At 68.4% G+C, this 14,835-nt stretch carries 10 protein-coding genes and 1 pseudogene; 4 read left to right on the forward strand and 7 right to left on the reverse strand.

Annotated features, from left to right (window positions below):
- Nucleotides 1-510: 510 nt before the first annotated feature.
- Nucleotides 511-885 carry a hypothetical protein gene (locus WQO_RS36270; protein ID WP_162493211.1) on the forward strand — a complete coding sequence of 125 codons (375 nt, stop codon included), beginning with the start codon at nt 511-513 and terminating at the stop codon, nt 883-885.
- A 193-nt stretch (nt 886-1,078) separates the two neighbouring features.
- Nucleotides 1,079-3,754 (forward strand): DEAD/DEAH box helicase, encoded by a 2,676-nt coding sequence (locus WQO_RS33660; RefSeq protein WP_193407326.1) that lies wholly within the window; start codon nt 1,079-1,081, stop codon nt 3,752-3,754.
- Between the two features lie 134 nt (nt 3,755-3,888).
- Here WQO_RS33660 and WQO_RS33665 read toward each other — a convergent pair whose 3' ends face one another.
- Nucleotides 3,889-4,395 (reverse strand): hypothetical protein, encoded by a 507-nt coding sequence (locus WQO_RS33665; RefSeq protein ID WP_058954230.1) that lies wholly within the window; start codon nt 4,393-4,395, stop codon nt 3,889-3,891.
- Nucleotides 4,396-4,913: 518 nt separating this feature from the next.
- Here WQO_RS33665 and WQO_RS35880 point away from each other — a divergent pair.
- Together WQO_RS35880 and WQO_RS33675 are read left to right on the forward strand one after the other, a co-directional pair.
- Nucleotides 4,914-5,261, forward strand: a complete 348-nt coding sequence (locus WQO_RS35880; RefSeq protein WP_237274239.1) for a hypothetical protein — start codon at nt 4,914-4,916, stop codon at nt 5,259-5,261.
- A 656-nt stretch (nt 5,262-5,917) separates the two neighbouring features.
- Nucleotides 5,918-6,898, forward strand: coding sequence for a hypothetical protein (locus WQO_RS33675; RefSeq protein WP_058954231.1), 981 nt, complete (start codon nt 5,918-5,920; stop codon nt 6,896-6,898).
- On the opposite strand, the pseudogene WQO_RS35485 reads toward WQO_RS33675, so the two are convergent.
- The 6 genes and pseudogenes from WQO_RS35485 to WQO_RS33710 form a co-directional block, all read right to left on the reverse strand.
- Nucleotides 6,857-7,707 (reverse strand): annotated as a pseudogene (locus WQO_RS35485) (IS5 family transposase). The gene WQO_RS33675 and the pseudogene WQO_RS35485 overlap by 42 nt on opposite strands.
- Nucleotides 7,708-7,863: 156 nt before the next feature.
- Complete coding sequence (locus tag WQO_RS33690) at nt 7,864-8,253, reverse strand: DUF6009 family protein (protein ID WP_010056240.1); 390 nt, start codon at nt 8,251-8,253, stop codon at nt 7,864-7,866.
- 148 nt (nt 8,254-8,401) lie between these two features.
- Entirely contained in the window at nt 8,402-9,964 is a 1,563-nt protein-coding gene (locus WQO_RS33695; RefSeq protein WP_058954232.1) for a DNA primase family protein, read from the reverse strand.
- Nucleotides 9,961-10,971, reverse strand: a complete 1,011-nt coding sequence (locus tag WQO_RS33700) for a bifunctional DNA primase/polymerase (protein ID WP_029181873.1) — start codon at nt 10,969-10,971, stop codon at nt 9,961-9,963. Before WQO_RS33700 ends, WQO_RS33695 begins: the two co-directional genes overlap by 4 nt.
- Before the next feature lie 533 nt (nt 10,972-11,504).
- A complete protein-coding gene (locus tag WQO_RS33705; protein WP_029181874.1) occupies nt 11,505-12,734 on the reverse strand; it encodes a putative PEP-binding protein in 1,230 nt (409 codons plus the stop codon).
- On the reverse strand, nt 12,735-14,636 hold the full coding sequence (locus WQO_RS33710; RefSeq protein ID WP_010056246.1) for an FAD/NAD(P)-binding protein: 1,902 nt from the start codon (nt 14,634-14,636) through the stop codon (nt 12,735-12,737).
- Nucleotides 14,637-14,835: the final 199 nt, after the last annotated feature.

The following is a 14,835-nucleotide window of genomic DNA, read 5'->3' on the forward strand; positions in this document are numbered from 1 at the left end:
CCCGCGGAGCGGGTACCACATCGCTGCGCGATGTGCAAGCGAACCACCGCGCTGCGCGCGGTGGTTGCGCTTCCGCTCCGCGGAAGCGCTGGTGACCCGCTGCGCGGGTCACGCACCTCCTGTGCTGCGCTTCGGAGGTGACGGTCCATCCGCTGCGCTCCCGGACCGGCGCAGGCTTCGCCTGCGCTTAGCAGGCCTTCGCTTCGCTTCGCCTGCTTGGGGCGAGTCCGCTGCGCTCCCTCGCCCAACGGTCCTTCCGGCTGCGCCTCCAGAACCGTTGGGCCCGCTGCCGCGGGCCGGGCTAGCTACGAGGGGTGGGGGGTCCCTCGTTCGTGTCGGGTTCTAGTGCAGTGGCTGCCTCAGATAGATGCAGCATGTACCGTTGGCGGAAATATGGGATACCTGGCAGTCGCTCGGGAATATCCCAAGTTCCGAGAGGATGGCCAGATGGCCGGTCACCGCGAATCTACCGGACCAGATCCCGCGCTGAGCAGCGATTCGATGCGCCGGGTGACGCAGTACCAGACGGCGGGTGTGAACGCCCGGTTGAGACTGTTCGCGCTCCTGGAGGCGCAGGGCGTGCCCGCGAGCGAGGCGGACGACCTGGAGGCCGGGGCGGTCGCGGGGGCGCAGGGCGAGGTGGTGGAGCTGGGCGGCATGGCGCCGGCTCCTCGGGGTGTGCTGTTCGCGGACGGCTGGGACGAAGGCGTGATGGCGGTGAGCGAGGCCCTGGAGGTATCGCGGGCCGGGGATGGCCACGGTGCGGCGGCCGGTGGGGTTCGTCCGGGAGTCCGTGCTGCCGCGCGCCTATCCGTGCATCATGGCGCGGCTCCGGGTGGGAGGTGCTGGGCGTGGTCGGCGGTCTGTGTGCGGCGCGGAGGGTGAACAGCGACGAGGACTGGATCCTCTGCATGCTCGGTGTCGGGCGCTACGACCCGGACGGCCGACCGCCCTTCAAGGACGGAAAGCCCGGCTGGCACAGGGCGGGTGCGTGGATCTGGAACGGCTCGGGTGCGGCCTGCATTCCGCACGCGGCCATCGAAGGACCACAGGAATAGGAATCGGGGAGGGCTTGGAAATGCTTTTGGTTCCGCTCAAGGAACACCAGGTCGACCAGAAATTGCGCTTTCGTGACTGGGTTGGATTTCCTGCAAGATCTTTTGTGCCTCCGGAGGGGGCGCGTGCCATGGGGGTGTCCGCGACCGGGTCCGGTAAGACGATCACCACCGCTGCGTGCGCTCTGGAGTACTTCCCGGGCGGGCGGATTCTGGTGATGGTGCCCACGCTGGACCTGATCGTGCAGAGTGCCCAGTCCTGGCGGCGGGTCGGGCACAGTGCGCCGATGGTCGCGGTCTGCTCGGTGGACAGGGACGAGGTCCTGGAGCAGCTCGGGGTGCGCACCACGACCAATCCGATCCAGCTCGCCCTGTGGGCCGGGACCGGGCCGGTGGTCGTGTTCGCTACGTACGCCTCTCTCGTGGACCGTGAGGACCCGGTCGATGTCTCTGGTCGTGGGACTGTTCCTGGGCCGTTGGAGTCGGCTCTGGCGGGCGGGGATCGGTTGTACGGGCAGCGGATGGCTCCGTTTGACCTGGCCATTCTGGATGAGGGGCACATGACGGCCGGGGATTTGGGGCGGCCGTGGGCGGCGATCCATGACAACAGCCGGATCCCTGTCGGCTTCCGGCTCTACCTGACCGCTACGCCGCGGATCCTCGCCGCGCCCCGGCCGCAGCGCGGGCGGGACGGGCGGGAGGTGGTGATCGCGTCGATGGAGGACGACTCCCGCACCTACGGCACCCGGATTTTCGATCTCGGTCTGGCGGAGGCGGTGGAACGCTCGATCCTCGCGGGGTTCGAAATCGACGTGCTGGAAATCCGCGACCCCGACCCGATTCTAGGGCTGTCGGAGGAGGCGCTGCGCGGCCGGCGTATGGCTTTGTTGCAGGCGGCGCTGCTGGAGCATGCGACGCAGCGGAATCTGCACACCACCATGGTGTTCCACCAGCGGGTCGAGGAAGCCGCAGCGTTCGCCGAGCAGATGCCGGCGACCGCCGCCGAGCTGTACGCCTCTGAGGCCTCCGCGGCGGCGCTGGCCGAGGCCGCGGAGCTACCCGCGTCGTCGATCGACGCAGAGCTGTACGAGCTCGAGGAAGGCCGTCACGTGCCGCCGGAGCGGGTGTGGGCGGACTGGCTGTGCGGGGACCATCCCATCGCGCACCGGCGTGAAGTAATCCACCAGTTCGCCAACGGCATCGACGCCGACAGCCGGCGGGTGCACCGGGCGTTCCTCTCCTCGGTACGCGCCCTCGGAGTCGGGGTCGACATCACCGGACTGCGCGGGGTCGAGGCCGTGTGCATCGTCGGCTCACGCAGCTCCCAGGTCGACATCGTCCAGAACATCGGACGCGCCCTGCGCCCGAATCCCGACCGCAGTGTGAAGACTGCGCGGATCATCATCCCCGTCTTCCTCCAGCCCGGGGAGGACCCGAAAGACATGGTCGCCTCGGCCAGCTACCAGCCCCTGGTCGACATCCTCCAGGCCCTGCGCTCGCACTCCGAACGCATGGTCGACCAGCTCGCCTCCAACGCCCTCACTCGCGGCAGCGCTGTACGGCGGCGCATCCACGTCCACCCCTCCCCCGCCACCGCGGCCGGTCCGGAGGACGGGGACATGCCCGCGGAGGCCGGCGAGGCGCAGCAGGAGGTCGACCGGGTCACCTCCATCGTGGTCAACTTCGCCTCCCCCCGCGACGCCGCCGACATCGCCGCCCTCACCCGCTGCCGCGTCATCCGCCCCCAGTCCTTCGTCTGGCTGGAGGGCTACCAGGCCTTGGTCCGGTGGCGTGCCGAGAACGGGATCACCGGCCTGTATGCCGTGCCTTATGACGTCGAGACCAAGGCCGGCACGACGAAGGCGTTTCCGCTGGGGCGATGGGTGCACCAGCAGCGGAAATCATTGCGGGCCGGAGAGCTCGATCCTCACCGCAAAGACCTCCTCGACGACGCCGGGATGGTGTGGGAACCCGGCGACGAAGCATGGGAGAAAAAGCTCGCCGCACTCCGCTCCTACCACCAGGCACACGGGCACCTCGCACCCCGACAAGACGCCCTCTGGGGCGAAGGCGCGGCAGACGGGGAGCAGCTAGCTGTCGGACAGCTCCTCGCCAACCTCCGCCGCAAGGGCGGGCTCGGGAAGGATGCGGAGCGGGCCACTGCGCGCGCGGAGCAGCTGGCGGAGATCGACCCGGACTGGAACTGCCCCTGGCCACTCGACTGGCAACGCCACCACCGCGTACTCGCGGACCTGGTCGACGCCGACGGACACCTGCCCCACATCGTCCCCGGCGTCACCTTCGACGGCGACGACATCGGACGATGGCTCAAGCGGCAGAAGAACCCAGGCACGTGGGCGCAGCTGTCGACCGATCAGCAGGAACGGCTGTCGAAGCTGGGCGTGGAACCTGCCCAGGCCCCGCCTCCCGCCCCGGTCGGCGCGCGTGCGACGAAGAAGGGCCCGAGCAAGGCACAGCAAGCCTTCCAACGCGGCCTCACAGCCCTCACACAGTGGATCGAACGGGAAGGCCAACGGCCTGTGCCGAGGGGTCACGCCGAGGAGATCTCGATCGACGGCGAGACTGAGCAAGTGGTCGTCAAGCTCGGCGTATGGATCTCCAACACGAAAACCCGCCGCGACAAACTCACCCAGGAACAGCTCAACGCCCTCCGGGAGCTCGGCATCGAATGGGCATAACCGCCGCGGGTGACGTTCAGCGAGCCGTGTTCTCGGTGCGGATCATCCGGCGCAGGCTGGTCCGGGCAGCAATCAGGTCTTCTTCGAGGGCGGTGATGCGTGCGCGGGACGCGGTGTTCTCTGAGGAAGCCGGATCAGGCGTGGCGCAGTGAGGCGTGGATGCGGGCGATGGCCCGCAGCACCTTGTCGCGGTTCTTGGCCTGCTGCATCCATGCGGGCAGGCGGGCCACCACGGTCATCTTCCGGCCGTGGTCGTGCCAGGGGATCCCTTCACGCAGCGGCGCCTGAACGAACCGCCTGAGCAGGTCCAGGTGTTCCAGGTTGTAGGCCCATACCCACCCGTGCCGGGTCTCGGTCTGCAGCCACAGACGGACGCCGAAGTATGGGTCCGTGGCCGGCTCGTCCCGATCCCGGTGCAAGGCCACACCCCCACGGCTCCATTCCTTCGCCGTCCCGCAATTCCGACAGACGAGACGCCTTGGTGCGAAGAGGTCCGGATCGCGCACCCCGGCCGACTCCGGACCTGCCACGACGTGCGCGACCTTCTCGCAGCCGGGACAGCACACGACGACCGATGCGAGAAAGTCGTACTTCGTGCTGCGCGGGTCCCGGAACCGATGGTGTGCGGAGATCGAACTCATCAGACCAGTATGCGAGCCAAGCACCGAAGGCTCCTACGGGATAAATCTCCAGCTCAGCCACAACGGAGCCGCGCTCTTCGGATCCTATTGCGCCCCTTGGGTGGCGTACGGCCACGTGCGGGCCTCGGGCGGCTGCCCGGGGCCCGCCGGAGCAGCGGGGGTGTGAGTGGCCGCTCCCACGGCAGCCGATCAACCGCTTGCCAGGCGGAGGGCAACAGCCACTTGGCCACCTCATGACAGCGAACATGCCGACAGCTGGCCCCATGACCAGGCACCCAGCGCCCTGTCCCGCTGACACCCACCCGATGCCACGAACTCGCCCACTCACAACGGCCACTCACCACCACCAGTCCGTCGTGGTGAGTAGCCGGCACAGGCAGCGTGGTGAGCGGACGTGGTGAGTGGGGCGACTTGCCCCCACCGGTTCACTCTGAGGGGAAAACACGCACGTCAGGGTGCTTGGTCAAGGGGCGCGGCGCGCGCCGACCGCTGAACTCATGGCGCTCGCGGACTCCGACGTGCGCCGCGCAACCGCTGCGGCCACGGCCGCCGCCCGGGACACCTCTCTCAGCCGCCGCTCGGCAGCGCGAGCCGACCGAGCAGCCCTGGCCTCACCACCTGGTTTCCGTACTGGTGACGCCCTTGCCTCCGCCGTCCTCACAGCAGCCGCACCGGACCGCATGGCTGCCTACGACCGCCGCGCCCACGACGGACTGCACGCCCTTGGCATCAACCTCAGCCACGCACCCGGACGCTACAGCCGCTACATAGAAGCGATCGACCAGCTCCTGACCGCCGCTCCAGACCCCATCCGCAACTGGACCGCCCGCGACAACGACACCGCCCTGTACTGGATTACCGCATAACAGCACTCAACGAATCTGAGCAACACACCCGGAACATGACTACACCTGACCAGCACCCGCTCCACCCGATGAAACAGCAGCTCAGCTCAGAGAACTGAAACCGGGTCCCCCGCCCCCTGGCGGTGAGAGCTCGACCCGGAGCACCATCGCCACCCACACCAAACTGATCGGCCCAGGCCAGCCCACCACTCACTGATCAGAAAGACCGCCCCTGGGTACCAGCGGCTCGCCGGGTTGGGACTGGAATGGGTCGGCGCGTAGGAGGTCAGCCACAACTGCCTGCGGATACGCCGCTCAGCGCAGCGACCGTCCAGCTGACGGGGCCTCGATGGCGACGATCGTGTCGCGCCGGATCGAGATCCCACACCTCAGCAAGTACGCACGCGATCAGCGGACTTGGTCCTTCGGACAGTGAGGGTCGTTGTGCTGATTCTGTACGTACCGCTCTCCCGGTGCGTGTGGTTGAGTGGCTTCGGAATACCGCTGGGTGCCTGCAGGCGACACCGACCGGAGGAATTGTGATCCCCTCGCGAAGATCTCCCAAGGCTCTCGCCGCACTCGTCCTCGCCGCGGGTGCCGTTTTCGGCGCCGTACCCGGGGCATCAGCCGACGATCATCCCGGTCCGGGCGTCCAGGTCGCGGCGGAGGTGCCTTCGGTGTCATACCTGTGGGCCGGTTCGCACAGCTTCGATTTCAGCCTCGGCGGTGGGGCGACTACGCAGGCCGGCTTCTACCAGAACATTGAACCTCCACTTTCCAGTGCGCAGCCGAGCGATCTGTCAAGCGGTGCGGACGTGCGAAGCAGCGTGACGAACCAGGGCGATGTCACCATCGTTTCCCAGGTCCACCGGTCCAGTGGAGACGCGACCCGGTTCGCGCTGCCCAAGGGGCAGACCTTCCGCGCTGCCAGCGGGTGGAGTGTCCTGGCGGGCGGGAACAGCGGCGGGGGCCAGCTGCGCGTGTGGCGTGCCTCTGCCCTGCTGCCGGTCGAGAACGCCATCGGGGGGCGGGTGGTGGCGGGAATACCTTCGGGGGCCACCGTGTACCTGGTCCGGCCGGGCGGCTCCGTGCGGTATGCGGCCGTTGCCTACAAGTATCAGGGCGTGGCGACGGCAGGGCTCGTCGACCTTGCCACTTACTCCTTCTCCCCGTATGCCACCGGGCTGTCGGCCAGCGCCCAGATCTTCTACAACGACCGGTGGTTCGCCACCGACGAGGGACCGAATCACACACTGACTGTGGTGCGCGTCGGCTCCGCCCCGGGTGCCGAGCCTCCCGCACTCGGTGACGCCGGCCCCTACCGGCTGCGCGCCGTTGTTGGGGACCACCTCGTGCTGGGCGACCCGGAGCCGGCTTCCGGTGCGCCTGCGCGGGTGGAAGCGGTGTCTGCCTTCGACGGGTCCAGGCGGACCATGTTCGATGCCGCACAGAGCGGGGTGGCCTTTGCCCAGGATGGCGCTGCCCTCGCCACCGCCCCTGACGGGACTGGGCTGTGGCGCGTGTACCACCTTCTCCCGGGCGGCGACACCGGGGTCCAGGCGTGGCCCTCCTGGATCATCGCCAGCACGGAAGCAGCAGGGCAAAAACCGTGGGGCCTAGGGGGTGTCCGCAATGTCCGCGGGGAGCCAGAGTCGTAGGCAGGCGATGGTGACGAGAGCTTGGTAGTGGCGGGCGCGTTTGTCGTAGCGGGTGGCGAGGGCTTTGTTCTGCTTGAGCTTGTTGAAGCAGCGTTCGACGACGTTGCGGCGTCGGTAGGCGGTGCGGTCGAGGCGGCAGGGGGTCTCGCCGCGTCGTCGGCGGCCGCTGATCTGGTCGGTGCGTTCGGGGATGGTGCAGGCGATGCCGCGTCTGCGCAGGTAGGCCCGGATCTTTCGGGAGGAGTAGCCCTTGTCGCCGGCTACCCGGTCGGGCCGGGTGCGGGGCCGGCCGGGCCCGTCCCGCTTGATGGCGATGCGGGCCATGACCGGCTCGAACTGCGTGCAGTCGTTGACGTTTCCGCCTGTGATCGTGAAGGCGAGCGGTCGGCCCTGCCCGTCGCAGGCGAGGTGGATCTTCGTGCTCAGCCCGCCGCGGGACCGGCCCAGTGCCTCGCCGGTGCAGGGCCCCCTTTTCGGGCCCCGGCCGCGTGCTGGTGGGCCCGCACGATCGTCGAGTCGACGCAGACGATCGACCAGTCGACCTTCCCGACCGCATCCGAGTGCTGCTGGACATGAGCCAGGAGCCGGTCCCACGTCCCGTCCGCCGACCAGCGACGGAACCGTTCGTAGACTGTCTTCCACGGCCCGTACCGATCCGGCAGATCCCGCCAGGCCGCCCCCGTGGACAGCTTCCACAGGATCCCGTTGAGGACCTGCCGCCGGTCCCGCACCGGACGACCCATCCGAGGCGGAGCCAGCAACGGCCCGACCACTTCCCACGCTTGATCAGTCACTTCATGACGACGCACCACGAACGGCCCAACGACCAAACGACATTGCGGACACGCCCTAGGTCCCCGGACCGCCCCTGGTCTGTAGTTACGCGGCGAAGCCGACGCCGGTGCAGTAGTCGTAGGCTCCGTACCAGGGTCCCGCGACGGCGGGGTCTCATCCGGGCCGCCCCTCTAGGAGCGGGCGGACACTATCTCCCCCGAAGCCTGTGAACGAGGGGTCTTGGCTCCGACCTTTCCCGCCGCGACGGTTCGGGGGTCGACGGCTTCCAGGGGGGAGCCCACCCGGTAGGGGCACTCGGGGTCATCGGGCTGGTTGGGGCGGTCGTGCGGCAACAGGTAGAACGTACGGCGCGCGAAGAGGCCGCTGTCGGGGCTGCGTGGCGCGGTGGGCGTCAGGTTGGTGTAGCCGATCATCCGTCCGTCGCGCTCGTACCGGGGTTTGCCTTTGCGGGTGCCGACCTTGTCCAGGGCTTGGCGGACGTAGTCGAGGTCTTCGGTGTCCTCCAGCCAGACGACCTCGGCTTCCTGGACGAGATCGCCTTCCTGCGGAATCGCGCTCATCAGGCCTCCTGGGTCTTGGCAGCCGGGCACCGGCCTGGGGTTGGGGCTTTCGTGCTGTTCGTCTTGCCGGCTGGCGGGGCGATGTGGGACGGCCGGCACTGTCCATCGTACGGTCGGGGCGTGCGCCCCTCCCGGGTGCGGAAGGTCCTCATGGCGTCCCGCTCGGGCCGTCGGAGTTTCCGTTGTGGAGCAGGGCGATGCCGGGGTAGAGCTTCTTGACGTTGTTTTTGATCATTTCTGCGGGTGAGGACAGGCCGAGTTCCTGGCGGATGCGGCTGGCGAAGGCGCGGCTGGTGGAGGGCCGGATGCCTTCCTCCGAGCACCACCGGCCGTAGGTCTCGTACAGCAGTTTCTGTTCGACGCGCAGTTCCGGGTTGGGGCGTCCGCCCTCGCCCTTGGTGCAGCACTCGGTGATGAAGCGGCCCACGTGGTCTTCGGTGGTCTCGTAGGCGGCGGTCGCCAGCCGCACGGAGGCCGGTCCGGTGAGCGGATCTCGGGTCGTCAGGTAGCGTCCGGCTCCCTCGATCAGCCAGTGGAGGATGCCCGGGCCCTCGTCGCGGACGAGTTCGGCGGCCAGGTTGTCGATCTTCCGTTCGTCGGGGACGCTCCGCTCGAAGGGGATGATCCTCATGCGGCGCCAGAAGGCGTAGCCGCCGGTGCCGACTTCGGGGCGGTGGTTGCCCAGCAGCCACAGCTTGTGCGTGGGGGTGAAGGTGAAGAAGTTCTGTCGCATCCGGCGGGCGGTGATGGTGTCGCCGCCGGTGAGCAGCTTGACGCGGGATTCGTTGAACCTGTCGTTGGGCTTGAGCTCGCTGCACACCACGATGCGCCGGCCGTGGAGTTCGGTCAGTTCGGTGGAGTGCTCGGTGAACTTGCCCTTCTCCATGAGGAAGCCGGGCGGTGCCGCGTTGGCGTAGTCGCCCAGGATCTGCATCATCACCTCCAGCAGTACGGACTTGCCGTTGGCTCCGGAGCCGTAAAGGAAGGGCAGGACCTGGGCCCCGACGTCGCCGGTGATGGAATAGCCGAGGAGGAGGTGCAGGAAGTGGGTGGTTTCCCTGCCTTTGGTGTCTTCGCCGAAGGTGTCGCGCAGGAAGCTGTCCCAGCGCGGAATGGGCATGTGATGTGGTGCGACGAAGGTGGCCCGCGAGTGCATGTCCGTGAGCGGGTCGGACTTGCGCAGCGTTCCGCTTCTCAGGTCGACGACACCGGCTGGGGTGCACAGGGCGTAGATGTCGCCGTCCAGAACGTCGGGGTCCAGGCGTAGCCCGGGGGCGGCCTGCGCCTGATAGAGCAGGGCCTTGAGTCCTGAGGTGGATTCGGAGTGCCGCCGGTGCGCGGCCAGCTCGCGGGGGGTGAATCTTCCCTGCGGGTCGTGTTCGGCGATCTGCTCGGCCATCTCCCCGGCGGCCCAGACGGCTGCCTCGTCGCCGCCGGTCAGTTTCCACCGGTACTCGTCCCAGGAGTGCCACCCCATGCCGATCACGTAGCGGAACTGGTCGCGGTAGAGGCGGGCGAACAGTTTGGCGTTTCCCCGGTCCGTCAACGAGTCGGGCAGCAGTCCATGCGGCTCGGGGGCGGGCTGTTGGCGAGCCTCGGTCTGCTGCGCGGGCAGGTTCGCGTGCGACTCGGGCGAATCCCAGGCAAAGGTCTGCTGCTGGATCTGCGCTGCGGCCCTTTGCGCGTCGAAGCGTGTGGACTCGGCGCTCATGAACGTCCTCGGGGGTGGAGTGGGCGCTGGGCACCCGCAGACAGAGCTGTCTCGATGATCGTGAGGTTACGGCTCTCCTGGGCGGGACGGGCGGTGCGCGCCGCCTCCAGGAGCAGGATGCGCGCTTCTTCCTCGGGGAGGTGGCCTCCTTGGACGAGTCCCCCGGCGGTGTAGGCGGCGCGGTTGAGTTTCTCGGTGAAACTCGCCCCTTGCGGAGTCGCCGCGCATGCGGACACCTCGTCCAGGAGCGGGGTCAGGAGCCGTTCGGCTCCTCTTGCAGAGCGGCGCCGACGGCGGCGGTCCGCGGTGGGACGGGGGATCGTGGTTCGCACGTGGTGGGTGCGTACGAGTTCCGCTGCCAGCCATGGGGGCAGCGGCGCCGGCATGCGGGTTGTTCCCAGCGGCCGGTAGCTGCCCGCGGTGGTCGTGGTCGCGGGAGCGACGATGTAGCCGTTGTCGGAGCGGACGTCGACCTGCCAGGCCAGTGCTGTTCTCGGGCTGGAGCCCGTCGAGGACCGATAGCGGGTCTCGGGGTGGGGGTTTCGGTACCAGATGTGCAGTCCCCCGGAGGGGGTCCGCACCCGCAGGGTGCCGGTATCCGCGGCAGGGCTCGGCTTGCCGCGGAGTGCGGCGAGCAGGGCCAGGGTGTCGAAGCCTGTGGCAAGGCCTGCGAGGTTGACCTGGGGGGCGATGGGGATCCCCGGCAGGAGGCGGGAGCGGTCGGGTACGTGTGCCGCGTGTGCGTCCACGTCGAGAACGACCAGGTCCGCGGGACCGCAGGAGACGCCGACCCCGAAGCGGGAGCCGGCGTGCCACCAGGCGTCGATGCGCTCAGGATCGGTGGTCGCGGCGTGAAAGCCGTGGCACCAGCGTCCTGCCTGTTTGCAGGGGCAGAGCGCGGGCGGGTGCCGGTCCTCCTTGCATGCCTGACAGTTCGCCGGCGGAACCTTCTGCTGCGGGGCGAGGGGGTGGACCGGCCAGCCTGCCCGCGCACACCACCGGGCGATCGCATGTGCGTGCACGGCCTCGCCCGGACGATCCAGTGGAGTCGGGGGGTGGCGGGTCAACGCATCGTCCTTGTCGCGGTTCATGCCGTTCCCCGGCAGAACCAACGGGTCTGACGGGACTGAAGCATCGGGTTTGCGAGACGAGCGTAGCCCACGGGGTCACAGAGGCAGGGAAGCCCCGGAAACGTGTCGGTGGATCAGGGTCCCGTCAGTCCCGCAGACAGCGGGTTGCCGGGTACCCACGGTCCCGCGGAGGCTGGAGCGTTTTCGGTCCCGCACGATAAAAGGCAAGGTCAGAGATGTTTCCTCCAGGACAACGGGACTGACGGGACTCGACTGGACAGTTATCAGCTGCTCGCGACTACCGCTTCTTCCTCATGCGCGCGCGTGTTGAAAACGCCTGGTGCGGTGATAACTGCGGTGTCGGGTCCCGTCAGTCCCGTACTTTCTGTGGAGAACCCGCCTGACCAGCGTTTTCTCTTGCGGGACTGAAAACGGGACCAAGGACTTGCGGGACTGGGGGCTCCGTCCTTTCACCCGGTGGAGCGGGAGCCGGACGACGAAAGCAGTTGCTGCAGTTCAGCGGTGCACATCATGTAGCCGTCGGGTGACGGCAGGTGTTCGAGGTAGTGGTCGAGGTCCGACGCCAACGAGAAGACCCGTACAGGTGTCCCTGCGGCCCGGGCGGATTCCACGACGTGGCGTACGCCGTCCAGGACGGCGGGGTGGCGGGTGCTGTAGGAATCAGCGACCAGGTGGTTGCCCCGGTCGGCTGCCAGATAGAACTGCACCAGGTCCTTGAGTCCGACGAACAGTTCGCTGGCTCCGGCGGCACACAGCGCGGTGGTGGCGTGGACGGCCGAGGGCGTTTCGACGAAGGCGGACAGGGGGGTGCCGCCGGGCAGCCCGAGATGGCTTCTCAGTTGGGCGAACTCCCTCTCGTCGCTGACGAACGGCACCGAGAGCCCCACCCGGGCCGCCTCGTCGCCGAGACGTTTGCGCAGGGTCGCCAGTACGGCGTGCAGGGCCTCCCGGTACCCGACGGAGCCCAGGAGCCAGCGGGCTCCGTGCATGCCCATCTCAGGGTTCGGCTCGACGGCGACGGGGGCGGTCTCGGTGACGTCAGCCGCGTGATCGGAGCGCAGATCGAGCATGCGCAGGACCAGCCGCTGCCCTGGCAGGAGCGCCTCGACGAAGCAGCAGAGCCGCTCTCCGATGGCTTGTCCGTAGGCGGTGATGTCCGCGGCGTCGCCAGCCATCGCGTCGAGCGGACTCAGCCCCAGAGCGAGGCAGAGGAACTCCTCCCGGATGAAGAAGGATTCGACGCGGGCAGCGTCTGGCCCGCAGAAGTTGATCGTCGTGATGTCCTGCAGGTCCGCGATGACCGCGCACGCCGAGCCGATGGCGTCCAGCGCGTTCTTGCCGGCGTGGGGCGGGCTGGGGCGGGCGTCGACGACGATGGACGCGCTCTCCAGGTAGAGCGTCACCTCGCCGACGAGGTCAGCGAGGTCCGCCTCCTCGACACGCAGTACGGGGATCCCTCTGCCGCGGCACAGGGACTGCATGTGACCGGTGAGTCCTCCGGAGCCGCACACCACAGCCCGTGCTGCCACTATGGCGTCGTACAGCCCGGCTTCGAGGGCAGGGGCGATGAGGATGGTCCCCTCGCGCGGACTTCGTGTTCGGTTGCAGGTGCCCCGAAGCACACTCTCGGTACCGCCGGCCAGGAGAGATCCCAGGATCCGTCGCCCGTTCCCGTTCAACTATTCCTCCGGATGTTCGGCGTTCTCCAACCCCAGTTGTCGACGCAGCTGCCGTGGTGTCACGGAGACGTCGTTGAGCCGTTCCACGGCGACCCGGTTGACGACCGCCCTTATCAGGCGGTCGTCGCGGGGGACACCCGCCGGAAGTACGGGGAGGCTGCCCATGGAGCGAATACGGGCGTTCAGCCGGGATTCCAGCGCTTCCCTGTTCCTTCGATCCCGGGAGGCCAGTCTCCGCACTTCCAGTACCACAGACTGCTCCAGTGCGTCTTGAACCGCTTCCTCCGGGTTGCTGACATAGCTCCGGTAATGGGGGTGCCGTACGGCAAGGTCGTCGAAGCCGTCCTGCCGCAGTTCGAGCTGTTCGACGACGTGGGCGGCGACGGAGACGGAGTGGTTCTTGATGGCTGCGAGGTTGAACGCGAACGCGCCGGTCCGGCCGTGCCGGACGATCTCATCCCCCTCTCTGGGAACGCCGACGGTGGAGATCGGCCCGGCCGGTGTCCCGTCGGAACTCAGCAACGTTCCGCATTCGTCGACCTCCACGCCGCGCCCCGTGCGCTCATGGGGAACCGCGATGCCTTTGCGGAGAAGGTTGCGCCAGAGGGGCTGCTCGACCTTGGCGTAGTCGAACTCCCTGCCGAAGTTGGACACCACGAGGTCGGCTTCGAGGCTGTGTCGCTCGTGCTGCGCGACGACGGACACCGTCAGCCGCCCGGACTCCGCGGGGGATATCTCCTGCACCCGGCCGACGACCAGTTCCACCCGGCCGTCCTGGGGGCGCATAGCCCGTTCGATGATCGCCATTGTGTACTCCACAGCTCCGACGCGCAGGGCTGCGAGGCCGGTGGCGAACTCGTCCAGCAGCCGGCGCAGGTCGTCGCTCGGGATGCGGTCGATGACCTCCGGAATGTAGGGCTCCCAGGCTTTGGCGACCCGTTCGGAGATGATCACGGGGTCGATCTCGGGATGCTGGTCCCTGACAATCGCGCAGGCGGCCTGCCAGGCGGTCCGGACACGGGCGAGGAACTCCTCGCGGCCGCGGTAGGGCTGCATCAGGGTGTCGGGGCGGGGCAGCTGCACCACTCCGTGTTCGTGGGTGCCGGGGTAGGTGCGGAAGATCGTCCCTGACCTGGAGATCAGGTGGATACGGCCGACGTGCCCGTTGCGCAGCAGCAGGCCCGCCGAGTCGTACGCGCTGAGCACCGATCCGACGATGGCCACAGAGGCGTCGGGCGGAAGCTGAGCGAGTTTGCGGATCCCGGGTGCGGAGTAGGGGTTACGGACGAAGGAGGGGTGCCCGGCGACGCCTGCGGCGAAGGGCGGTTCCTTGAGTTCGAGGCCGGTGGCGAGGACGACGTGGTCCGCGTCGAGGATCTGCGTGTCGGGGAGCGGCCCAGGGCGCAGCCCCTCGGTCAGGTACGGGGTGAGGCCCCTGACGGTCACCTCGAAGCAGCGGTCGTGGGACCGGGCGTCGAGCGCCTCCCCGTCCGCTTCCACAAGGACGACGCCGGGACAGGACTCCCGTGCGGCCTCGACCAGTCGGGCGTCGAGGTAGTCCTGGAAGATGCGGCGGGGGGCGGGGCCCTGTTCGGTGAACTTCCACGAAGCCCAGCGCCGGGGCCAGTCGCGCCGGTCGGCCTCCTGGTTGGCCCAGTTGATGAAGTCGAGCACGTCCTCGCGGAACACCGACATCCTGCCGGCCTGGATATTGAAGACGTGGTCCCAGGGGTTGCCGTCACGGTGATAGGCGACGCCGGCCGAGCGGTAGGCGGCGCGCCGCTCCAGGAGGACGACTTCCAGCGGTCTTCTCGCGAAATGAAGCAGGCGTATCGCGGTCGCCGTGCCTGCCAGGCCCGCCCCTACGACCAGCACCCTGGGGCGCGCACCCGTCATGCCCATGAAGCCTCCCCCGCTGACTCAGGGGCGCCGCGTCGCGCGCTCCCGTCGGTGTCCTCGCTGACTGGAAGTTCCCTGACCTGGCGTCAACTCCACTGATCCGTAAGGGGATCGCGGGAGTGGATACGGGTCAGGTCGTGCACGATCGTGGCACCGACGATACCCGAAGGCACCGGACGACGACGCCCCTGCCGGTGCCCCG

It is taken from the genome of Streptomyces globisporus C-1027 (genome assembly GCF_000261345.2).
GTDB lineage: Bacteria > Actinomycetota > Actinomycetes > Streptomycetales > Streptomycetaceae > Streptomyces > Streptomyces pakalii.